This window comes from Pauljensenia sp. C0170B5, assembly GCF_056590195.1.
Map to the genome: position 1 here is coordinate 103,536 of NZ_JBWPVR010000002.1, position 22,119 is coordinate 125,654.

Consider the following 22,119-nt stretch of genomic DNA (forward strand, 5'->3'; position numbering starts at 1 on the left):
CTTACTTCTGCGTCGGCGCCAGTGGCTGTCCGATACGATCCATCAGATCAACGAACCACTGCTGGGAGATATCGAAGGGCTTGCCACCCTTGATGCGCGGGAAGGCGATGGCGCACAGACGATCGTCGTTTTCCTCATCGTGACCGATCACGCCGGATTCGCCGCGCAGTGCGCACTCGACGGCAAGGTCTGTCATCGACTGGATCAGACGCAGGTCGTCCTGGTTTGCGCGAGCTGAACGTGAGAAGTATCCGGACTTTTGTACCATGACCTTCTCAGCTCCCAGTCGGTCAGCAAACTGCTTGGCGAACCACTGTCCGGGGTTGATTTCGTCAAGGCGCACATGACCGAACGGGTCGCGCGCCACTTCTTCGCCACGTTCTTCCATTTCAGCGACGATTTCACGCACGCCGGCACCTTCAGACAGGAAGATATTGACATTGCCCTGCTTGTCCATGATGGCGCGCAGGCGGTCGGCCTCCTCGTCAAGGTCGATTGCCATTTCAGGAACGAAGATCGCGTGGATTGACCAGTGTTCCTTGCTCAGTCCCAGCGACGGCACCCATTCCTGCTGGTCGAGCCACTCGGTGTACTTGCGTGAAGCGGCTGCTGTCAGCCATCCGCAGTTACGGCCCATGACCTCGTGGATGATCAGCATGCGTGGTCCCACTCGGTTCTCACCGATGATGTTCTGTGCGAAGACCGAGGCCTGCTCAGCGGCGGTCCAGGCGCCCAGTGACTGACGGATCGGAACCACGTCGTTGTCGATGGTCTTCGGCAGGCCGACAACCGTCAAGTCGTAGTCGTGATCGTGCAGATACTGTGCCAGATCGGCGGCGGTCGTGTTCGTGTCGTCACCGCCAATGGTGTGCAGAACGTCAACATGGTCCTTGCGCAGCTGCTCGGCCGCAACCTGAAGCGGGTCGTCGCCTTCCTTGACCAGGCCACGCTCGACCAGGTTCTTCGCATTGGTCAACTTGACGCGCGAGTTGCCGATCGGTGAACCGCCGAAACGGTGAAGGATGCCGGCCTTCCTGCGGGCCTCCTCGTCGACGACAACGTAGTTGCCAGTCAGCAGCCCGTGGTAGCCGTGCTGGTACGCGATGATTTCAATGGACGGATCGATATCGGTATAACGCTGGATGAGCCCACCAACAGCCGACGACAGGCACGGGGCAAAACCACCAGCAGTGAGCAAAGCTACTCGACGAACCGACATGGCACAAACACCTTTCAGACGATGAAAACTGAACGTCTCTAGTCTACGGGATCGTCAGATGAATCCTCTGGGCGTTTCGGCACAGACACGTCGGGAGCCGTGCGCCCGCCCGGACCTGTCCGACCGTTCGAGGGCACAGGCCCATCAAAATTCCCCTCCTGCGCGAGCTGCGCTTTCCGGTCGGCTGCGTACATGTCGACGTATTCCTGGCCCGACAGCAGCATGATGTTGTACATGATTTCATCGGTGATAGCGCGCAGAACGTAGCGGTCTCGGTCAAGTCCGCGGTAACGCGAAAAGTCGAGCGGCTCACCAATGACCATTCCGATGTTTTCACGCGAGGGGATCCGCTGCCCAATGGGTTGCGCATCGTGCGTGCCGATCATGGCCACTGGGATGACCGGCGCCCCGGAGATCAGTGTTAAACGGGCCACACCTGTCTTACCGCGGTAAAGACGCCCGTCAGGGCTGCGGGTCCCCTCGGGATATATACCGAACAGTTCCCCTTCCTTCAGGCGGTCCACACCGGCCTGCAGCGCGGCTTCCGACGCTCGCCCACCAGAGCGGTCAACTGGGATCGTGCCGACTGCGCGCATGAACTCCTTGGTAGCCCATCCTTTGAAACCGGTGCCGGTAAAGTAGTCAGCCTTCCCCATGAACACCACTTCGCGGTCAATCATGAGCGGCAGAAACACTGAATCCCACACAGCGTTGTGGTTAGACGCCAAAATCGCGGGCCCCTCGCTGGGGATATTCTCCTCTCCGCGAATCCACGGTTTGTATGCGGTGCGAAGAATCGGACCACCGGCAAATTTCAATGTCTGATAGAAAGCCACGAATCCTCCTGGCATCTGCGATGGGCAATCAACCGACTAGGATCCACTGTATGACGATTTCGACTCATCCGGCTCAAGATGGCCATGGCGAGGTCGACCTTCATCCTCACTCCCCGGTTGCACGCCGTTTGGCTGAAGCTGTTCCCGTTGGAGTCCAGGTTGGCCTCGACCAGCTGGGCACGCCGCTGGATGAGGCAACGTGGATCGTCGTTGACTTAGAGACTACCGGCATCGGGACGCGCAGCGCCATCACAGAAATCGGCGCTGTCAAAGTGCACGGTCGGCGCATCACCGACCAGTTTCACACCCTGGTCAATCCAGACCAGCCCATCCCAGCATCCATCACTGCTCTGACCGGCATCAGCGATGAGTCGGTGGCGCAGTGCCCACTGATAACAGACGTCTATCCACAGTTTCACCAGTGGGCAGATTTTGACGAGCAGCCCATCATTGTCGCCCACAACGCACGTTTCGACGTCGGCTTCCTGCGCCGCGCCGCCAATGCGTGTGACATGACGTGGCCGCGCATCCGCATCGTTGACACCCTGGCTCTGGCACGCCTCGCACTCCCCCGCCCCATGATCAGCAACCACAAGCTGGGAACCCTTGCTGCGCATTTTGGTGTCAGCGACTACGACGCGCATCGCGCACTCGGCGACGTACTGGCGACCGTGCAGGTATTCCACGGTTTGTGCGACCTGGTCAGCAAGTCCGGCGCATCAACAGTGGAGGATCTGGTCACACTCGGGCGCCCCGTTCCCCCACGCACACGTCAAAAATCCACACTCGCTGATTCTCTGCCGCAAACACCGGGCACCTACCGTTTCGTCGATGATGCCGGCGGAACGCTGTACGTCGGCTCTGCCCGCAATATCCGCTCACGCGTACGCACCTACTTCACGGCAACTGAGACGCGCCGGAAGGTCCGACGAATGCTGGCGGTCGCCACCGGCGTGGAGGCTCAGTCCACGTCTACTGAACTTGAGGCACGCGTGGAGGAACTGCGTCTGATCCGCACCCTGTCTCCCCTGTTCAACTCCGCTTCGCGCCGTCAAAAAGCCACGCACTGGGTGGTACGGCGCCACGATCGTTTTGAATGCGTGCCGGTGATTGAATCGCACGAAGCCCTCGACGCCCTCGGACCGTATTCGACGCACGCATCTGCACGTGAGGCGATCGACGCACTCCAACAGGCAGGTGCCGACACGATGGATTGTGACGAGTGCAGCGTCATCGATGCGTTGAATGAGCAGATGAATCAGGCTGCAGGCGATGAGCATTTTGAGCGTGCTGCACGTCTGCGCACCCTGCTCGGAACGTATATTCGCGGCATTGAGCAGCAGAGAATTGTCCGGGCGCTCGGGCTGGCTCGGCGGGCCGTATGGGCGCACCATCGCAGTGAAGGCGGGTGGGAGATCGCGCTGACTTCGTTCGGGCGCCTGGTACGCGTCGCGGTCTCGCCGCCGGGTACGTCACCGTTGCCGTGGGTGGAGATGCTCCATGACGAGGATGTCCCCGCTCGCCCAGACGTGTTTCTTGCGGGAACGACGTGGGAGGAGACGCGAGTGCTGTACCGCGATCTGACCAGGCCGGGAGCACGCCTGATTGAATGGGATGGGGTCGTGCCGCTCGGTTCAACGTGGACGTCACCGCTTCGACGCGACACGCTCATTCGCGCCGTTGGACAGGCCAGACGTCCAGAGACCACAATGAACTAGGAACCTACAGGAGAGGATGACCATGCTGACCGCAATTGTTCTTGTCAACGCTGAGATCGACAAAATTCCCGAGGTTGCACAGGCGCTTGCTGACCTGGATGGCGTCAGTGATGTGTATTCAGTGACCGGTGATATCGACCTGGTCGCCCTCGTCAAGGTCCGCGAGTACGAAGACCTTGCCGAGGTCGTGTCAGATCAGCTGGGAAAGGTCCCGGGTGTCACTCAGATGCGTACGCATATCGCGTTCCGCTCATTCGCATCCCAGGACCTTGAAGAGGCGTTCCACCTAGGCCTTGAGTGAGGCCGTCTTGGAGACCTCGATCCACCGCTTGAGCAGATCAGCTGCCTTGCCACTGTCGATCGTCTCGCGCGCCATATCGATACCGGTGCGCATACGGTCGGTCAGTGAGCCGTGGGTCGGGCCGACGCCATCGTGACGTCCGAATGCTGCCAGTCCGGCTGCGACGTTGAGCAGCACGGCGTCACGGATCGGGCTTTCTTCTCCGTCCATGATGCGGTAGACCACTTTCGCGTTCTCATGGGCTTTGCCACCGCGCAGGTCTTCAAGCGTTCCACGCTTCATGCCGAACTCTGCGACGGGATCGATTTCGCTGAAGGTGATTTCACCGTCGTGCACTGCCCAGATCTGAGCAGGCTCAATTGAGCTGAGCTCATCTAGGCCATGATTCTTTCCGCGGAACACAAGAGCCGACTGGCCGCGCTGAGCGAACACTCCTGCCATGAGCGGTGCGTGACTTTCGTTGGCAACACCAATCGCAGATGTTTCAGGCTTGGCAGGGTTGGTCAGCGGACCGAGGATATTGAACGCTGTTGGGAAGCCGAGAGCGCGGCGCACAGTTGCGGCAAAACGCATTGACGGGTGGAACTTGTTGGCGAACAGGAAGGTAATTCCCAGTTCGTCGAACACCTGAGCCACACCGCTGGGCGACAGGTCGATCTTGATTCCCAGTTCTTCGATCACGTCAGCTGATCCGCACGACGAGGTTGACGCGCGGTTACCGTGTTTGACTAGGGGCACTCCAGCAGCGGCGAGGACAATCGCTGACATGGTGGAGATGTTCACCGTATGTGCCCCATCACCGCCCGTGCCGACAATGTCGAGCACATCGGTGGGAACATCGACAGGTTCGGCGTGATCCTGCATGCCGTCAGCCAGACCGCGGATCTCACTGACGTAGGGACCTTTAGCCGATAGTGCCGTCAGGAAAGCAGCGAGTTTCACGTCGCCCAGTTCGCCCGTCATCACACGGTCCATGACCGCATATGTCTGTTCGTAGCTCAGGTCCTCACCGGCAAGGAGGCGTTCAATAATGTCAGTCCACTCCATGCAAATCACTCCTGAAGGAGGCGTGCCAGAGTTTCCTGCAGCACGATGGGATCAATTGGCTCAGGAACGGTGGCCGCTGCACCGGACCATTGCGCCAGCCAGTCATCTTGCTGGCGTGCCGTGATCATAATGATGGGTGGAACATTATCCATGGTGGTCAGCAGGCGTTTGGCGACAGCCATACCGCCTTCTTTTTCGGTCTCACCGTCAAGGATCAACGCCGCAAACTCAGTATCTTTGACTGCTTCAACGGCTCCGAAAGCGGTGGCAGCTTCAACGTATGTGACGGTGGGAGTGTCTCGACCGGGACGCACGCCCGCCCCCGTTATGACTGCTTTTCGGGTATCCACATCATCACTGAAGACAAGGACGTTCACATTCTGTTCGGTCACGATAGCTCCTTAGTCACGGAAGTCGACTTCGAGTCATTCTATCTGTTTACAGGTCAGAGCGATCCAGCCAGATCAAAAATGGCCACGTCGCGCAGCATCTGAACCTCGCCTGACTGTGATTGATCCGAGGTTGGACGCGGATCGGCCATATCGATGACGACCATGAGTCGTGATCCGACTTTGTGACCTTCCAGCTGCGCCAGGTTGGCGACTGGTGCAAGGTTCGGGACGTCCCACATCTGTGTCTGTCCTTCATTCTGCACGCCCACCACTGCTTCAACGGCACGCAGGACAGCGTAATTGTCCTTGGTCAGTTCAGGACCTGTTCCCTCGGAAATGAGGTACGTTCCTGGTTCGGGGTTCGCGCCTTCGGCCAGCGTCAGTTTCGGAGCAGTTCCCAAGTCACCTTCCACGGTGACACCGTCGGGCAACGCTGCGTCTGTAGGCGTGGCGCTCTTGAGCTGGTCCACATCGGCGGTGTCGACCGCCTTGTGAATATCAACGACAAAGGTCAGAGTTGACTTGGGTGGAATCGAAGCCTGTCCTTGCTCCCCGTATGCCCACTGCCATGGGATGACCAGTTCGACCCGGTCCCCCACGTGTTGACCTGTCAGTCCGGCTTTCCATCCGACAATCACGCGATCCAGTGAGAACGCAATGGGCTTCCCGCCTTCTTTGAAGGTGGAGTCAAATTCCGTTCCGTCCCACAGAACACCCTTGTATGCCACCTGCACGGCATCGGTGGGTTGAACTTCGCGGCCGTCACCTTGCACAAGTGTTGTCGCAATGATGGTGTCGACGGGTTCGGATCCGGTGCTCGGGGTAATAACAGGTTCTTCCCCAAAATCACCTTTCACCTCGGGAATCGTCTGCGTGCCTGAGCGGTCAACTTTTGGCTCATCGGAGGGAGCAGGACGGTTCTCATCACCGGATTGGCTTGCTGCCTGGCCTGATTGACCGGACTGTGAGGAGTCGTCGGACGAGCATGCGCTCATCGTTGCGGCCAGAAAGAGGGCAGCGACAACCGCCGTGATTCGCTGAAATTTCACGTACAGGACCTTTGTTTGAGGTGGGAAATGGTTTAGTGGAAGGATTCTCCGCATGCGCAGGTGTTACGCGCATTGGGGTTGTCGATCGTGAATCCCTGGCGTTCGATCGTGTCTGAAAAGTCGATGGAGGCTCCGGCAAGGTAGGGAACGCTCATACGATCGACGACAACTTCGACTCCTTCGAAGTCACGGATGGCATCGCCGTCAAGCAGGCGATCGTCAAAGTAAAGCTGGTAGATCAGACCCGAGCAGCCCCCTGGCTGAACGGCGATGCGCAGACGCAGGTCGTCGCGGCCTTCCTGGTCCAGCAGGCTCTTAACTTTCGCGGCAGCCGCGTCAGTCAAGGTCACTTCGTGGGCCGGGGTTTGTGTCTCAACGTCAGACATGTTGCTCCTCATCATTTCAGTACTCGTAGATCCAGCCTACGACGCTCATAAGCAACGCGCCACGACCGTGTTCATATCGTGGCGTTTTCCACGCCGGGTATCCACGTGCGAGCCAGGCGCATTCCAGCAGCTTCAAGCACCTCGTAGTCATCCTGTTCGTTCTCAGCGATACAGGTCGGCATGAGTGCTCCAGGATGCGTGTCAATTATCCCGTGGATCCCCCACTGCGCTTTTTCTAGTGCCGACAGTGTCGTCGATTCGCACACGAGGACGACTGGCAACGCATGGCGACCAGCATGGTCGGTCAGCGTGTCGATGAGGGTATCATGCAGCAGTGGGTCGTGCGCGCAGGGCTCAAGGATGACGACCAGATCCGCCTGCTCCATGCGCTGGTCAAGATTGAGGGTTCTGGCCAGGGCCTCGCCTGTGGGCACGATGCTCCCACCGCACAGGGCGAGCATACCGGCCGCTCCTCCTGCCGCGCCACTGCCTTCCAGACGTGACACGTCCGTTGTATCCCGATGTGTGGCAAACAGGCGCGTCAGGCGGCTCGATAAACCCAGGTTCTGGTCATGACGAGCCGTCCCGTCTGCGTGTGTCGACAGTACCGAGGTAAAGCCGAGCAAGCTGCGCCTGGTCGAGGCGAGCGCGACCACCTCGCGTAGCCTGCGGTCCGATTGCGCGCGGTGCAGTGCCTGTTCCATCTGCTCGTACGTGTCGACAGGCAGCGAGGTGATGGCACTGAGAAATTCGCTTCCCCCGTCTGTGCAGGAGGTATGACCACCTTCGAGCACGGGAGTATCGCCCTGGTCGAGGAGGCGGCGAAGTTCCCGGCCTGCGTCGCGTGTACTCGTCGCGGAGTCGGGGACACGAACGATGAGGCGATCGGATGTGACGAACGGGCCGGGTCCGAACACGATCGGCTCACATGCCGCGTCGCGCACACGCTGAATACCCCGCGCGACCGCTTCCAGTGCTGGGAGGGCGCGCGGGGCGAACCAGTGTCCGACGATAAGGACGCGCACTACCTGCGTGCGCGCTTGGCAGTGCGGGCCAGCAGGAGCGCTTCTGCCAGGATCGCGGCCTTCAGGTCGGGGATGCTCTGCGACTCGTTTTCGGAGTGCGCATTCGTGAAGGGGTCTTCCACGCCCGTCACAAGGACCTCTGCTTGCGGGAAGTGCTTCTTGAAGTGGGAGATGAACGGGATTGATCCGCCCACACCCTTATTCACCGCGTCAGTGTCCCACGCGGTGTCCAGCGCCCAGTGCAGATCGCGGGCAGGTTCGGAATCAAGGTCGGCCAGGAATCCCGGTGAGCACTTTTCCACTGAAATGTCGATGGCAGCGCCGAACGGAACATGTGCCTTGAGATGCTCGATCAGCTTGTCTCGAGCCTCGGCCGGGGCCTGGTTGGGGGCCACGCGCATCGACAGGCGGAAACGTGCGTGCGGGGCGATCGTATTGGATGATTCCGCAACAGAGCGAACGTCCATGCCAATAACGTTGATAGATGGCTTTGTCCACACGCGCGCCGCCAGGTCACCCGATCCGGCAAGCGTCACTCCATCAAGGACGCCAGCAGCCTCACGATACTCGTCTTCAGGCCAGTCTATATCGGACGTGTCGGTGGCTTTGAGGCCCTCGACAATCACGTTGCCGTCCTCGTCGTGCAAGGTCGCAATCATGCGCGCAGCAATTGTGACAGCATCCATGATCGGACCGCCGAATGCGCCGGAGTGGACAGCGTGCTCGAGTACGCGCACGTCCACGGTCACCACGGCGTTGCCACGCAGTGACGCAGTCATCGCGGGAATCCCCGGTTTCCAGTTGTCACCGTCAGCAACCACAATGACGTCAGCGTCCAGCTTGTCAGCGTGGGTCGTCAGAAAGTTTTCGAACGAGGGGGAACCAAGCTCCTCTTCACCTTCGATGAAGACACGCACGTTCAGGCCCAGATCATCGGCAAGGGTGCGCAGGGCGCCCAGGTGGACGATCACGCCGGCGCCATCATCGGATGCGCCGCGGCCATAGAGCCTGTCCCCCTTAACGGTGGCGTCGAACGGGTCACCGTCCCAGCGGTCGAGTTCACCAGTGGGCTGAACATCGTGGTGTGCATACAGCAGGACGGTGGGCGCTCCCTCGATGACGGGGGTGTGTCCAACAATGGCTGGCTCACCTTGTCCGCCGAAAGGCGAGTCGGCACGTAGAATCTCAGTCTCCAGGCCAAGATCGTTGAAGAGCTTGCTGACGTGTTCAGCTGATTTCTGCACGTCGTCCTGATGCTCCGGAAGGGAGGAGACTGACGGAATGGATACGAGTGTCTTGAGTTCGTCGAGCAGCTCGTCGAAATGCTGATCGACACGTTCACGCAGCTCCTGGACTGAGGGCGTGAGGTCATCATGAGTAGTGGTAGTCATATCACTGAGTTTAGTAGTTCGGCTTGTGGGTCTCAATCAACTACCCTAAAGGTGTGTTATTCCGTAAGAAATCTTCAGAAGAGTCAACGACAGCCGCTCCCGTCGACGAGCCGACGCATGAAGCGAGCGCAAAGAAGGGCCGTCCGACGCCGACGCGCCGACAGGCTGAGGCGCGCAGGAATCGTCCGCTGGTGCCGGCTGACCGTAAGGAAGCCCGCCGACAGGCCAAAGAGAAGCGTGATGAGCGTTTCCGCCGTGAACAGGAAGCGATGACGACGGGAGACGAGCGCTATATGCCGCCCCAGCATCGTGGCCCTATCCGTCGTTTCATCCGCGACTACCTGGATGCCCGTTGGTCGATCTGCGAGTTCATGATGCCGGTGATGCTGGTTTTCATCGCATTGTCGCTGGCATTTTCCTTCATCACACCGGCGCAGCAAACCAACGGTCAGCTCCCCGTCGTCATGATGGTGATGTTCATCTTCTTCTACGGCGCGTTGCTGCTCTGCATTATTGAGGGCGTCATCGTCTGGCAGATCCTCAAACGTCGTATCCGCGAGCGCTTCCCTGACAAGGCGATCCCGCGCGGCTCGTGGTTCTACGCATTTTCACGCATGCTGATGGCACGCCGCTGGCGCTCGCCGGCTCCTCAGGTGGGACGCGGCGAGTTCCCGAAGGGGTCGAAGAAACAGAAAGACTAGTTCAGGGCCAGGGCGCGGTTCATCGCGCCCGGCCACGTCGGCCCTTCGAAGACGAATGCGCTGAATGCTTCAACGAGGTCGGCACCGGCATCCAGCATGGCCTGAGCCTGAGATGCGGTGAAGATCCCGCCCGTGCCGATCAGAAGCTGATGGTCGTCCAGGTGCTCAGCAACCAGAGACACCACATCGAGAGCACGCGGGAACAGCGGGGCTCCTGAAACGCCACCTTCTCCCCACTCGTGATTGATCGTCGTATTGGTGGCCACTATCCCGTCCAATTTCATGTCCCGGCTCATGGAGCACACCTCGATGATGTCGTCATCGCTCAGGTCGGGCGCGATTTTCACCAGCAACGGCACGTGACGGCGCTGCTGCGCCGCATCGGCTCCGCGTCGCGCAGCCTCCAGGATGGGGCGAAGCTGATCGACAGCCTGCAGGTCCCGCAGTCCCGGAGTGTTGGGTGAGGACACGTTGACGACAATGAAGTCCACCCACGGCGCAACTTTCTGGGCACAGATCTCGTAGTCACGAGGCGCCTGGTCAAGTGGAGTGACCTTGTTCTTTCCGATATTCGCCCCGACGATACAGCGCCTGCCGTGACGGGTGGATCGCAGCTCACGTAGCTGCGCAACAGCCTGGTCGACACCCTCGTTATTGAATCCCATCCGGTTGCGCAGGCCGGCCTGGTCCATGAGGCGCCACAGGCGTGGCTGGTCGTTCCCTGGCTGCGGTCGGGGTGTGATCGTCCCAATCTCAACGAATCCGAATCCCAGCGCGCACATGCCCTCAATGGCGCGTGCATCTTTGTCCATTCCGGCTGCAAGACCCAGGCGTCCGTGCACGGTGCGCTCACCGATTGTCGGCAGGGAGCGCGTGGGCCACAGCAGCATGGAGCGTGCATGCGGATCCCAGTATCCGATGGTGGCGCGCATCAGTGCGCGGATTAAGCCGTGTCGTCCTGCCCACGCAACGGCGTTAAGGCCTGCATGGTGGGCACGTTCAGGATCAGTGCGGTGGATGACGCTGCGAAAAAGCCATGAGTAGACGGACATGGATCTAGCCTAGCGTCTCTAGTCCCACCATAACCACCACGCCAGATGCCCGACCGGATCATCCAACAAGATGCGGTCGCATTCGTCGGGTGCCAGACAATGCAGCGCGTATCTGTCGCGCAGATATGGCCAGGCTCGCGTCACACCGTCCGGTAATGAGTGACGTATCACGAGCGCATCGACACTGACTCGTTCGTCTCGTCGCGGCTGGCGAATGACATAACCGCTCACGTACACCTCCTGAGGGAAAGTGATCGCAGCATCGAGCGCGGCTTCAACCGTCGGCCCTCCATTTTGCGAACACTGCAGGTTTTCTACACTCAGCAGGCTCCTCAGCTCGCGAGCATCGTCCCCACCAACCATAGTGAAGCGACAATAATCGTGATCATCCAGCTCCATGTAAGGAGCCAAAAGAACTGTGATGCCACTCGTGTCGAGCCACCCTGTAGGCCCATACATTCCCTCTACCTTCGTCTGCTCGGTCAGCATGATGTCCTCCTTCTGTGTCGGTGCGTGCAGTTCACCGCATGAGGATCGACCTGTGCCAGCACGCGCCTGGGCTTTGTGGATTGACGAGGGTACCCACGGTGCGCTGTGGATAAACGATGGAGCATAATGGCGGGTGTGATCATCGATTTAACCGCATGTCAGAGCCTGGAAGACGTGGAAGCAGCCGTACCGGACGGTGCGCTTGCTGACTACACGTGCATGACGGACGTCAAGCTGCGTTCGAGCATGGAAGTGGAACGCGGACTGTACATGGCGGAATCACACAATGTGATCATGCGGGCACTTGAGACGGGGCATCACCCGCGCTCATTCCTCATGGCGCCGCGCTGGCTCGAGCAGATGGAGCATCTGCTGGCATCCTCGACAGGAAGTGTTGACGGTGGTGACGTGCCCGTGTATATCGCCTCCGAAGAGGTGCTCGAACACATCACCGGATTTCACCTGCATCGCGGGGCTCTTGCCGCTATGCAGCGTCCCGAGCTGCCGGACGTGTCGGACCTCTTGGCACGTTCGCGCCGGATCGCTGTGCTGGAAGACCTGGTTGATCACACGAATGTCGGTGCAATCTTCCGTTCTGCAGCTGCTCTGGGTGTTGACGCTGTCATCGTCACACCTCGCTGCTGTGATCCGCTGTATCGGCGCTCCGTCCGTGTCTCCATGGGCACGGTCTTTCAGGTGCCGTGGACTCGGCTGGATACCTGGCCAGCCGTTGACGTGCTGCGCGAGGCGGGCTACTGCACGGTCGCCTGCGCACTCAGTGATGACTCACTGAGTCTCGATGAGTTCGTGGCGAACCCTCCGGACAAGAAGGTGGCATTGCTCTTCGGTACTGAGGGCGACGGATTGTCGCGCCGCACCATTGAGCAGACAGATCTGACGGTGCGTATCCCGATGGCCGGCGGTGTGGATTCGCTGAATGTGGCTGCTGCGTCAGCAGTGTTTTTCTGGGCGACTCGCGCACTCAATTAGCTGCGCGATCACCTCAGCACACTGCTCCCATCCTGACACTGGGATCGTCGTGAATCCTGCGGCTTTCACCGGGTAGTCGTTGCCACCCTCGTCAAGCCTGTCCCCGACAAACACTATGTCGCTGGCGGCGATACGTGTTGCCTCGACCAGGTGGCGCATGCCGAACGCCTTGTCAACACCCTGTCGGGTGATATCGACGGATGTGGACCCGCCACCGCGTACCGACAGTTCAGGAACGTCGCGGGCGACCCGCTCAGCCAGTGCAACTTTCTTCGTTCCGTCCGGGTCCCATGCGCGCTTGGCCTCCAGGGGCGCTTCCTGCCCCAGGGCAGAGAAGGTGATCTGTGATCCTCGATCTTCAATAATGTCTCCCCAGGTGTGGCTTTCCCAAATTCCCAGGTCGTGTGCGTGCCGAGTCAGGGACTCGATGGCCCGCTGGCGCTCGTCTGCGCTCAGATCCATCGCGTAGATCTGGTGCCACTGCTGGTCGCGATACCTGAAGTAGCGGGTTCCACACGTTGGCATCAGGTGCAGGCGCTCAAGCTGCGCGTCGTCAGCGTGCAGGTGCGCCAGGACCTGTGTGCGGAATTGGCCGATGTGTCCTCCGGAGATGATGCACACGTCGGCAACGTCGAGGAGCGCGCACAGGCGCTCGTCCATCAGGGACGGGAGCGGCGACTTCGAGGGGGCTAACGTATCGTCCAGATCGAAAGCTGCCAGTTTCACTCGACAGGCTCCTCAATGGTGTCGTCAACGTCAGGCTGCTTGAGGGTCTTGAGTGCGACGGTCGAGGCGACGAGGCCTCCCCACACGAGCAGGATCGAGATGACCATCAAGATGAGTGCGCTCGCTGTCATTGTTCCAGTCCTTTCGCGCGCGAGTCGAGGGAGTGATGCCACTTGGTCACCGTCATGATAACGGCGAAGACGATGATTGCCAGCAGCATTCCCCAGCCGAACATGCCGACAAAGGAGGTAGCATGCCCGTCATATCCGTGCATCACATAGTCGATGAGTGCGCTGATAAGCATGAAGCCCAGGACGATCGGGCTGACTACACCCACGACGAGGTCCCAGAAAGCGGGAACTCGGATCGATGAGACCGAGTTGAGGTGCAGACGCAGTCCCTTCAGGCGCGGACCGGCGAACGCGGAAAGCAGGCACAGCGCCATGGCGGAGGCAACCACGCCGATGTTGTTGACGAAGGTGTCGATGACGTCGAGGACATTCAGCCCCGAGCGCACACCGAACAGTCCCAGCGACAGCACCATCGCAGGCACACCCATGATCATGGCGGCTTTACGCGGGGTGACTCCGAACTTGTCCTGGATGGAGCCGGAAACAACCTGCAACAGTGACAGCAGCGAGGTGATTCCTGCCAGCGTCAGGGACGTGAAGAACAGGACGCCGAAGATGGGGCCGCCTGGCATCATCGAAATAATCTGTGGGAAGGTCACGAACGACAGGATCGGGCCGGTAAGGCCTTCCAGTTCGTTCACGCCAACCTGTTGAGCATGTGCCATGAAGCCGAGGGCGGCGAATACGCCGATGCCGGCGAGCAGCTCGAAGGATGAGTTGGCAAAACCTGCAACAAGGCCGGTTCCGGTCAGGTTTGACTTGGGCTTGAGATAGGAGGCGTAGGTCGCCATGATGCCGAAGCCCACTGACAGCGAGTAGAAAATCTGTGCAAACGCTGCCAGCCACACATGCGGATTCGTCAGCTGATCCCATTGCGGGGTGAAGAAAGCATTAAGTCCTTCCATGGCGCCAGGCAGGAACAGTGCGCGCACCACCATCACCACGAACAGGATGACCAGTAACGGCAGGAAAATACGGTTCGCCAGTTCCACGCCCTTGGTCAGTCCGCGTCCTACGATGAACAGGACGAACAGCCAGATCACGGCCAGGGGGACCAACACTGACAGGACGGGTGTCCATGACACTGAATCTGATCCGTCGAGTTGGAGGAACGTTTCGAGGAAGAAGGTCTGCGAGTCATCTCCCCATGCCAGGGTGATGGAGTGCCACGCATAGCTGGCCGCCCAGGCAACCACCGCTGCGTAGTAAATGAAGATGACGAAGCAGACGCCGACCTGAAACCAGCCGAGGAATTCTCCGCCGGCTGTCATGCGGCGCAGCGCCCACGGCGGTGAGCCACGCAGTTTATGACCGATCGCGTAGTCAAGAAAGAGGATCGGGATACCGACGCAGACGAGTGAGACGAGGTACGGCACCAGGAATGCGCCACCACCGTTGGCGTAGGCCACGCCTGGAAAACGCCAGATGTTCCCCAGGCCGATAGCTGAACCAATGGCTGAGATAAGGAACGCTGTTTGACCGGACCACGTTTCGCGACGCGGTTTGGTTTGTTGTGAGCTCATTTTCGTCACTCCATCACTTGCGGGATGAAGCTCACGCTAGAGTATTGTCAGCGCGCGGTGAAGAAGTATCCGCATATCGGATGGTCTCGCGCCAGACGAGAACGAAGGAAGGCCCATGTCGACCCCACACATTGCAGCTGAGCCAGGTGATTTCGCCCCCGCAGTCCTGATGCCGGGTGACCCGAAGCGTGCCCAGCGTATTGCTGAAACAATTTTGGACTCACCGCGACTGGTCACTGATGTGCGCGGCATGCTGGGCTTCACCGGCACTGTCGACGGTCAGCCACTGTCAGTGATGGGATCGGGAATGGGTCAGCCTTCCGCAACGATCTACGTCACCGAACTGATGAAGTTCTTCGACGTTCACCGCGTGATCCGCGTCGGCACGTGCGGCGGAATCTCACCGAAAGTTCATGTGGGCGACACGATCGTCGCGATCGGTGCACACACGGATTCCGCAATGAATCAGCTGCGCATTCCCGGTGTCAATTTCAGTGCGGTCGCCTCGTTCAACCTGGCGCGAGCCGCCGTCGAGGCCGCAACCGAAGACGACACTGTTCACGTGGGAACGATTATTTCGCGTGACCACTTCTACTTCGCGCCCGACGGTCAGACACAACGCCTGGCGGACTATGGTGTGTTGGGCGTGGATATGGAAGCTGCCGCGATGTATGGCGTGGCGGCAGAGTGCGGCCGAGAGGCACTGACCGTGTTGACGTGTTCGGATCACCTGCTTGACTCGTCGTCGGATATGACGGCGCAGGAACGTGAAACACAGTTTGAGACGACGCTGCGTCTGGCGGTCGCTGCCGCGCTGTCGTGATCTGTCTAAACCAGAGCCGCAAGGTGGAAGAGCCAGGCGATCAGCACGGTCACCGGCAGTGACATGATCGTGGTAATCAGCACAGTGCCCTGCGCGATGTGATTGCCGACGCCTGCCCGCGCTGAGGCGATGAAGGCATTTTGCGCGGTGGGCATCGCGCCCATCACCGTGACTGCCAACAGCGCGTGCCCGTCCATGCCCAGCAGCAGTCCTGCTCCGAACGCGCACGCCGGCTGAACCATGAGTTTGAAGCAGCTGGCGAGTATCACCATGTGCCCGTCCTGGGATCGCACAGTCAGGCGCTGCCCCACCAAGGAAGCGCCAAAACTAATCAGGACCAGCGCCGGCGCGGACTGCCCGATCATCTCGGTCGCGTTGGCGATCAGTGGCGGCACATCCAGGCTCACCGCTGCGCACAGGAATCCGAGGAACGCCGCGATCACCATCGGGTTGGTCACCACGGAGCGTACGATGGTCACAATCGACAGCGTGATACCCGGCGTACACAGGTCGATGAGGACGAAGAACATCGGGGTGAAGAAGCCCAGCTGAAACACCATGATCGGCACGCCGTGTACTGCTGACCCCAGTACGTAGATTGCGATCGGGATGCCGACGTAGGCCGCGTTGTTCAACGAGGACGACATTGCGCCGACCGTCAGATCGCCAATCGTCGGCCGCATCGTCAGGCGAGCGATCAGAGCGAACACGCTGGCGGTGACAACACCGCTTGCCGCTGCCGCGATGAGGGGACGGCCGATGACAACATCGAGGTCAGCTGATGCGATCGTGGAGAACAGGAGTGCGGGCGCGGCGATCCAATACACCAGGTCAGTGATGTGTCCAGTAGCATCGGTCTTGAGGATTTTCGTTGCGCGCGCGATCCATCCAACAGCCATAATGACTGCGATGACTGCGATGCCCTCGATGACTTGTCCCACGCGTCTACATTATGACCACGACCAGGAAAGCGAAAGTCATGTCATGGATTGATCACATGGTGTGGTGGCACGTCTACCCGCTGGGAATGTGCGGCGCCCCCATTCGTCCTCCGTTCGGGGCCGACGCGTCGGCGCACCGGATCACCATGCTGGAAAACTGGCTGGACTACCTGATCGAGCTGGGAGCCAACGGCCTGCTTCTGGGCCCGATCTTCCAGTCAACATCACATGGCTACGACATTCTTGACCACTTCGCAGTTGACCCGCGCCTGGGAGATGAAGCTGACTTTGATCACCTCATTGCCGCGTGCCACGAGCGCGGCATCCGCGTGGCATGTGACGGTGTCTTTTCTCACGTCAGCTCTCGGCACCCGCTGGTCAGCGAGGTTCTCGCTGCCGGCCCCGACAGTGAGCACGCGGACTTATTCGACATTGACTGGGAGGACCCCGCAGGTCCGACTCCACGCATCTTTGAAGGTCACGGTGAGCTGGTTCGGCTCAATCACGCCGGTGCACAGGCGCGCACATACGCCACCGACGTCATGACCTACTGGCTTGAACGCGGCATCGACGCCTGGCGTCTGGATGCCGCCTACTCTGTGCCGAGCGATTTTTGGCGCGACGTCATCGACCCCGTTCGGGCGCGTTTCCCTGAAGCGTGGCTGATGGGTGAAGTAATCCACGGTGACTACACCGACATGATCGAGCAGTGCCATTTTGATTCACTGACCCAATACGAACTGTGGAAGGCAATCTGGTCGAGTATCTCGGATCGAAATTTCTTTGAGCTGCAGTGGTGCCTCGATCGTCACAACCATTTCCTCGATTCCTTCACCCCACAGACATTCATCGGCAACCACGACGTCACGAGAATTGCCTCGCAGATCGGGAGCCAACATGTCGGCGTCGCTCTCGCCATTGTCATGACTGTCGGCGGGATCCCATCGATCTACTATGGCGACGAACAGGGCTATACCGGAATCAAGACCGAGGAGCTCGGCGGCGACGATCAGGTGCGTCCCTCGTTCCCTGATCTGCCCGACCACCTGTCGAATCTGGGCGAATCAGTGTTCCAGACCCACCAGGCGCTCATTGCGCTGCGTCGCCAGCATCCGTGGCTTGTCCATGCGCGCACGCAGGTGTGCGAGGTAACCAACGAGCAGCTGTCGTACCGCTCCAGCGCGGATGGACACACGATCTGCGTTTTTCTCGACCTGCATGATTCTGACGCGCCGCACGTCACGATCACCGAGCCCGGCGGGCAGATTCTTTTCGCATTCTAATTAAAGCCGAGGACGGCGCGGGCGATGCGGTAGATCGATAGCGGGATGACGCGTCCGGGCGTTCCCGGCAGCGAGATCAGCCGTCCGAGCAGACCTGATCTGACCTGCCGGGTGACCTGCGGGTAGTTTCGGTCAGCTTCCGCCCACAGGCGTTCTTTCTCCTGGACGTGTTCTGGTGTGCCAGAGAGCAACAACATCAGGGAGCACACGATGAAATTGATGCGCAGGTAGTGAATCATGTAGCGATACAGGTGTGCAGGGACAGTGGATTCGTCAGGGGTGCCGGCAAGCATCCCCGCGTTGACGCGCAGCAGCTGGTCGATACGTGAAATCATGACTTTTTCGTTCACTGACTGGTCATCGCGGCCAATGAAGTAGCGGTACAGATTCGCATCGATGTAGCGCAGCGTTCGCACATGCGGCAAGGGCACGTAGGAATACAGGTAGTCCACGTAGAAGGTATGCTCCGGCAGGATCATCCCGGATTGTCTGACCAGCTCGGTGCGAAAAATGAGCGTGTGCATCATGAGGTACTGGTCGTAGCGGCACGCACGCATGTCATCCCACCCAATGATGCGATCAGCAGGAAGAACGTTGAGGAAGCGGACCGCATGCTTATGAGATTTTCCTTGTTTCTCGTAGACGTAGTTCGCCACGTACATGTCGACGTCGTCGCCGCGGTCCTGGTCTGCGGCCATCTGATCCAACACGCGTGTCAGCGAGCGCCGGTCGAGCCAGTCGTCAGAGTCCACGACTTTCAGGTAACGGCCAGTGGCCTCGCGGATGCCGGTGTTGAGGGCGCCGCCATGCCCTGCGTTAGCCTGGTGGACTGCGCGGATTTCAGGGAATCTGCGCGCCAGTTTGTCGGCAAGTTCGGGAGTCTTGTCACTCGATCCATCGTCGATGATGAGGATTTCGATGGGGTGCGCATAGCCGATCAGGGACTCGACACATCGGCGCAGATAATCTTGCGAGTTATACGCCGGGATGATGACGCTCAGCAGTGGCTGATGAGATATGTCCACATTGGTCATAGTACGTGATCGAGAATGATCTGAGTGGCAGGAACGGCATCTCGCAGCACAGCTTCGTGGCCGTGATCCTCGATCGACGCGTACGTGCCGTGTGGCAGCAGTTGTGCCACGCGCTTCGTCCAGTCGTGCGGACACACCAGGTCGTCTTCTCCGCGCATGACCAGTGTGGGTGTGGGCACCTGCGGGTAGATGCGTTCAACGCGGTGATCCATCATGGCGCGAATCGTTCGGAAGAACCAGACTGGGCCGGCACGCAGATAATTCGCAACACCCACTGCCATCACGTGCAGCCCATCGTCGGCAAAGTCAGTAATCAGATCCCATGCCTGTTGGTGGAGGGTCCGCCTGGCGGGGTTGATGGTCGGAGCAATCAGAACCAGCTGATCGATCAGGTCGGGCCGTTGCTGCGCCACTTCCACTGCGACCTGGGTGCCCATCGAGTGACCAATCACGATCACGTGACGCAGCTTGTTGTCCCGTATGAAAGCGGCAACGAGTTTGCCGTACTGAGCCATCGACGGGGGGCGCTTCGGAGTGGGTGAATCACCAAAGCCTGGCAAGTCAACCGTATAGGCAGTGCCGTGAGGTGCCAGTTCCCTGGCCAGTCCAGCCAGTGCTCGCCTGCCCATCCCCACGCCGTGAATCATGACGAAGACAGGGCGGGAAGGATCCGGCGCATGTTCCTCGACGCGGTTATCACGCATGGCGTAGACCATGCGGATACGACCGCGCTGGTAGGTGCGTACTTCAACGTCCGAGTCTTCCTGAAAGACCGGGTCGCCCGAGGAATCATCGGTTCCGATATACGCCATCGCTTCTCCTTATTTCAGCTGACCATTCTTCCACAGGTATGACACACTGCCTAATACGAAGGAGGTACCGTGGCTCGACTCGTTCTGATTGATCTTGACGGCACGCTGCTCACACGGACGCAGGACGTGCCACCATCTGCTCAAGCTGCCTGCCGCGAGGCACGCGAGGCCGGACATATTCTGGCCATGTGCACCGGCCGATCCACTCCAGAAATCTACCCGTGGCTGTGGGATCTGGGCTTTTCCGCAGTAATCGGCGGATCAGGTGCCTACGTTGAGGTCGATGGTCAGGTGATCCGAGATGAACGCATCGACCGTGCGGACATTGAATCAGTCAACGAGGTGCTGAGCCGCAATGAGTGTTTGTGGGTGTGGCAAAGTTCCGAGGCCATGCATCCGTCTGCCGACTATTTGTCAGTTTTCCCCGGCAAAGATCCCGACTGGGTGCCGTATATGCGCCAGATCGAACCGTACCTGCGCTCCGGGATACCCGATTCGGCCTCGAAATGTGCGTTCCTGGCACCTCGCGCCGGAATATTTGAGGCGATGAGCAGCCAGCTGGATGAGCGTTTCGACATCATCGGTGGATCGGTGGGTACGGCCGATGCGCGCGTCGGTGAAATCCTCAAAGCACAGTGTCACAAACTGACGGGCGCCCATGTGCTGTGTGGTCACCTTGGAATCAGCATCAGTGACGTTGTAGGAATCGGTGACTCCCCCAATGACCGTGAGCTTCTGGCGGGTGTGGGCACGAGTATCGCGATGGGCAATGGAAGCGAAGACGTCAAGGCGATCGCCTCGTGGGTGACCTCCCCCGTTGACGAGGATGGTCTGGCGCGCGCTTTTGAGTACGCCGGATTGATTACGCGGTAGTTTCCGTTTCGGGCAGGTCATGCAGCAGTGTTGACCGGCGGGCAATCTCCGAGGGGCTCTGAATTGGCAGTCCTCGGATTTTGTCGATCACGATGCAGATAGCAGCCAGGATGGCAACTGGCAGGATCCATGACAGTCCCTGACCATACAGCGGCAGCTTCATGATGGCGGGGATCGCCCGACCAATTTCAATGTCGAAGGAACGCAGAAGGTCGTTGAGTGCGAAAACCGCCGCGAGCGCAACCGGCAGGCGATAGGCCCACACCAGGCGGAAACGCAGTGCGGCCTGGATCAGCGTGAGGAAAATCAGCGTAACGGCTACGGGGTAGAGGAGCGCGTTGAGAGGAGCCGCAATGTCGAGGATGACGGTCAGGCCCAGGTTCGCCATCAGTGCGCCGATGATGGTGAAGATGATGCTCCACCCTCGGTAGTCAACAGCAGGGATCAGGGTCGCGAAATAGGAGGCGGTCGAGGTGATCAGGCCAACCGCCGTCGTCAGACATGCCAGAAGGACGATTCCGGAAAACACCCACGATCCTGCTGATCCGAGGGCGACGTGCGAAGCGTAGGCAAGCAGTTCTGCACCGTTGTTGAATTGCTGGCCAACGGAGCGACCCAGATGCCCCAGCCCCAGGTAGACAAGTCCCAGCAGTACTGCCCCGACCACACCTGACATGATGCAGGCGATGACGGAGGGGCGCCCCGCGGGTACTCCACGCGAGTACAGCGACAGCAGGACAACAATCCCGAAGACCAGTGCAGCCAGCGAATCCATCGTCAGGTAGCCCTCCAGGATGCCGGACGTGAAAGGCGAGGACGCGTATTCCTCGCTCGGCGCACTGGGAGCAGCGCTCAGGCGCGCGGATCCCACGATCACCAGGATGACGATCAATGTCAGAAGGGCGGGAGTCAGATACTTGCCCAGCGCGTCGACGATGCCGGCGCGGCGCAGTGACAGCCATAGGCTCAGAGCAAAGAACGCCACGACGAACAGGAGCAGCGCCACTGTGCCCGATATTCCGGTTGGCCCGACAAACCCCATTTCGTACGCAACGTTCGCAGTACGCGGGATCGCGTAGAACGCGCCGATCGACAGGTAGATCAGTGCCGGGAAGATCATCGCGAAAACCTTGCCGGTTCGCTTGGCAATATCTCCCAGCCCGGCGCCAGACACTGCCACCGCAATAATCGCCAGCATCGGCAGAACCACACCGGTTGACAGGAAACCAAGGATCGCCGGCCAGTAGTTCGTTCCAGCCTGCTGTCCCAGTTGTGGAGGGAAGACCAGGTTTCCCGCTCCGAAGAACATGGAGAACAGCATCAACCCCACGACAATGATGGTGGTCGGGATTCCTGCACGCTTCGCAGATGTCACTG

At 59.7% G+C, this 22,119-nt stretch carries 24 protein-coding genes; 7 read left to right on the forward strand and 17 right to left on the reverse strand.

The features are described 5' to 3' along the window. Nucleotide 1: 1 nt before the first annotated feature. Nucleotides 2–1,219, reverse strand: coding sequence for a pyrophosphate--fructose-6-phosphate 1-phosphotransferase (locus AC1EJZ_RS03710; RefSeq protein ID WP_058236557.1), 1,218 nt, complete (start codon nt 1,217–1,219; stop codon nt 2–4). A gap of 38 nt (nt 1,220–1,257) precedes the next feature. After that, entirely contained in the window at nt 1,258–2,055 is a 798-nt protein-coding gene (locus tag AC1EJZ_RS03715; protein WP_285014267.1) for a lysophospholipid acyltransferase family protein, read from the reverse strand. Between the two features lie 50 nt (nt 2,056–2,105). Between AC1EJZ_RS03715 and AC1EJZ_RS03720 the strand changes: the two genes are divergently transcribed. After that, entirely contained in the window at nt 2,106–3,773 is a 1,668-nt protein-coding gene (locus tag AC1EJZ_RS03720; RefSeq protein WP_058236555.1) for an exonuclease domain-containing protein, read from the forward strand. A 22-nt stretch (nt 3,774–3,795) separates the two neighbouring features. Further along, nucleotides 3,796–4,074: an Lrp/AsnC family transcriptional regulator gene (locus tag AC1EJZ_RS03725; protein WP_058236881.1), complete on the forward strand. Its 279-nt coding sequence runs from the start codon at nt 3,796–3,798 to the stop codon at nt 4,072–4,074. On the opposite strand, the gene trpD is transcribed toward AC1EJZ_RS03725, so the two are convergent. The 6 genes from trpD to AC1EJZ_RS03755 all read right to left on the reverse strand — a co-directional run bounded on the left by trpD (nt 4,060) and on the right by AC1EJZ_RS03755 (nt 9,364). Beyond that, on the reverse strand, nt 4,060–5,121 hold the full coding sequence (trpD, locus tag AC1EJZ_RS03730) for an anthranilate phosphoribosyltransferase (RefSeq protein ID WP_480293982.1): 1,062 nt from the start codon (nt 5,119–5,121) through the stop codon (nt 4,060–4,062). The two genes, AC1EJZ_RS03725 and trpD, sit on opposite strands and share 15 nt — an antisense overlap. 5 nt (nt 5,122–5,126) lie before the next feature. Beyond that, complete coding sequence (locus AC1EJZ_RS03735; RefSeq protein WP_058236553.1) at nt 5,127–5,513, reverse strand: DNA-binding transcriptional response regulator; 387 nt, start codon at nt 5,511–5,513, stop codon at nt 5,127–5,129. Nucleotides 5,514–5,566: 53 nt separating this feature from the next. Then, complete coding sequence (locus AC1EJZ_RS03740; RefSeq protein WP_480293983.1) at nt 5,567–6,562, reverse strand: FKBP-type peptidyl-prolyl cis-trans isomerase; 996 nt, start codon at nt 6,560–6,562, stop codon at nt 5,567–5,569. A 32-nt stretch (nt 6,563–6,594) separates the two neighbouring features. Then, a complete protein-coding gene (gene erpA, locus AC1EJZ_RS03745; protein ID WP_058236551.1) occupies nt 6,595–6,948 on the reverse strand; it encodes an iron-sulfur cluster insertion protein ErpA in 354 nt (117 codons plus the stop codon). A 71-nt stretch (nt 6,949–7,019) separates the two neighbouring features. After that, nucleotides 7,020–7,973 carry a glycerate kinase gene (locus AC1EJZ_RS03750; protein WP_092648506.1) on the reverse strand — a complete coding sequence of 318 codons (954 nt, stop codon included), beginning with the start codon at nt 7,971–7,973 and terminating at the stop codon, nt 7,020–7,022. Further along, nucleotides 7,973–9,364, reverse strand: coding sequence for a M20/M25/M40 family metallo-hydrolase (locus AC1EJZ_RS03755; RefSeq protein ID WP_193600007.1), 1,392 nt, complete (start codon nt 9,362–9,364; stop codon nt 7,973–7,975). Before AC1EJZ_RS03755 ends, AC1EJZ_RS03750 begins: the two co-directional genes overlap by 1 nt. A 53-nt stretch (nt 9,365–9,417) precedes the next feature. Between AC1EJZ_RS03755 and AC1EJZ_RS03760 the strand changes: the two genes are divergently transcribed. After that, the gene (locus AC1EJZ_RS03760; protein WP_092648505.1) at nt 9,418–10,065 is read left to right on the forward strand and encodes a DUF3043 domain-containing protein; all 648 of its coding nucleotides are present in this window, start codon (nt 9,418–9,420) and stop codon (nt 10,063–10,065) included. On the opposite strand, the gene AC1EJZ_RS03765 is transcribed toward AC1EJZ_RS03760, so the two are convergent. Continuing rightward, nucleotides 10,062–11,117 carry a quinone-dependent dihydroorotate dehydrogenase gene (locus AC1EJZ_RS03765; RefSeq protein WP_092648504.1) on the reverse strand — a complete coding sequence of 352 codons (1,056 nt, stop codon included), beginning with the start codon at nt 11,115–11,117 and terminating at the stop codon, nt 10,062–10,064. The two genes, AC1EJZ_RS03760 and AC1EJZ_RS03765, sit on opposite strands and share 4 nt — an antisense overlap. Before the next feature lie 18 nt (nt 11,118–11,135). Beyond that, nucleotides 11,136–11,606, reverse strand: a complete 471-nt coding sequence (locus AC1EJZ_RS03770; protein ID WP_092648503.1) for a hypothetical protein — start codon at nt 11,604–11,606, stop codon at nt 11,136–11,138. 135 nt (nt 11,607–11,741) lie between these two features. Here AC1EJZ_RS03770 and AC1EJZ_RS03775 point away from each other — a divergent pair, with 135 nt between their 5' ends. Then, nucleotides 11,742–12,596: a TrmH family RNA methyltransferase gene (locus AC1EJZ_RS03775; protein ID WP_480294099.1), complete on the forward strand. Its 855-nt coding sequence runs from the start codon at nt 11,742–11,744 to the stop codon at nt 12,594–12,596. Here the strand turns inward: AC1EJZ_RS03775 and AC1EJZ_RS03780 are convergent. Genes AC1EJZ_RS03780 through AC1EJZ_RS03790 form a run of 3 tightly spaced genes read right to left on the reverse strand, consistent with a single transcriptional unit; the run spans nt 12,558 to nt 14,976 of the window. Then, nucleotides 12,558–13,322 carry an HAD-IIB family hydrolase gene (locus tag AC1EJZ_RS03780; RefSeq protein WP_480293984.1) on the reverse strand — a complete coding sequence of 255 codons (765 nt, stop codon included), beginning with the start codon at nt 13,320–13,322 and terminating at the stop codon, nt 12,558–12,560. The genes AC1EJZ_RS03775 and AC1EJZ_RS03780 overlap by 39 nt on opposite strands. After that, the gene (locus AC1EJZ_RS03785; RefSeq protein WP_092648501.1) at nt 13,319–13,453 is read right to left on the reverse strand and encodes a methionine/alanine import family NSS transporter small subunit; all 135 of its coding nucleotides are present in this window, start codon (nt 13,451–13,453) and stop codon (nt 13,319–13,321) included. The genes AC1EJZ_RS03780 and AC1EJZ_RS03785 overlap by 4 nt, the downstream gene beginning before the upstream one ends. Continuing rightward, entirely contained in the window at nt 13,450–14,976 is a 1,527-nt protein-coding gene (locus AC1EJZ_RS03790; protein ID WP_092648500.1) for a sodium-dependent transporter, read from the reverse strand. Before AC1EJZ_RS03790 ends, AC1EJZ_RS03785 begins: the two co-directional genes overlap by 4 nt. 115 nt (nt 14,977–15,091) lie before the next feature. Between AC1EJZ_RS03790 and deoD the strand changes: the two genes are divergently transcribed. Further along, on the forward strand, nt 15,092–15,799 hold the full coding sequence (gene deoD, locus AC1EJZ_RS03795; RefSeq protein WP_092648499.1) for a purine-nucleoside phosphorylase: 708 nt from the start codon (nt 15,092–15,094) through the stop codon (nt 15,797–15,799). A gap of 5 nt (nt 15,800–15,804) precedes the next feature. Here the strand turns inward: deoD and AC1EJZ_RS03800 are convergent, their stop codons facing one another. Next, nucleotides 15,805–16,740 carry an AEC family transporter gene (locus AC1EJZ_RS03800; RefSeq protein ID WP_092648498.1) on the reverse strand — a complete coding sequence of 312 codons (936 nt, stop codon included), beginning with the start codon at nt 16,738–16,740 and terminating at the stop codon, nt 15,805–15,807. A 38-nt stretch (nt 16,741–16,778) separates the two neighbouring features. Between AC1EJZ_RS03800 and AC1EJZ_RS03805 the strand changes: the two genes are divergently transcribed. After that, on the forward strand, nt 16,779–18,023 hold the full coding sequence (locus tag AC1EJZ_RS03805) for an alpha-amylase family protein (RefSeq protein ID WP_480293985.1): 1,245 nt from the start codon (nt 16,779–16,781) through the stop codon (nt 18,021–18,023). On the opposite strand, the gene AC1EJZ_RS03810 is transcribed toward AC1EJZ_RS03805, so the two are convergent. Both AC1EJZ_RS03810 and AC1EJZ_RS03815 read right to left on the reverse strand, forming a co-directional pair. Next, a complete protein-coding gene (locus tag AC1EJZ_RS03810; RefSeq protein ID WP_257590413.1) occupies nt 18,020–19,048 on the reverse strand; it encodes a glycosyltransferase family 2 protein in 1,029 nt (342 codons plus the stop codon). The two genes, AC1EJZ_RS03805 and AC1EJZ_RS03810, sit on opposite strands and share 4 nt — an antisense overlap. A gap of 5 nt (nt 19,049–19,053) precedes the next feature. Next, complete coding sequence (locus AC1EJZ_RS03815; RefSeq protein ID WP_058236541.1) at nt 19,054–19,869, reverse strand: alpha/beta fold hydrolase; 816 nt, start codon at nt 19,867–19,869, stop codon at nt 19,054–19,056. Nucleotides 19,870–19,938: 69 nt separating this feature from the next. Between AC1EJZ_RS03815 and AC1EJZ_RS03820 the strand changes: the two genes are divergently transcribed. Further along, nucleotides 19,939–20,742, forward strand: a complete 804-nt coding sequence (locus AC1EJZ_RS03820) for a Cof-type HAD-IIB family hydrolase (RefSeq protein ID WP_480293986.1) — start codon at nt 19,939–19,941, stop codon at nt 20,740–20,742. Here AC1EJZ_RS03820 and brnQ read toward each other — a convergent pair. Then, nucleotides 20,732–22,117, reverse strand: coding sequence for a branched-chain amino acid transport system II carrier protein (gene brnQ, locus AC1EJZ_RS03825; protein WP_092648493.1), 1,386 nt, complete (start codon nt 22,115–22,117; stop codon nt 20,732–20,734). The two genes, AC1EJZ_RS03820 and brnQ, sit on opposite strands and share 11 nt — an antisense overlap. Nucleotides 22,118–22,119 lie beyond the last annotated feature (2 nt).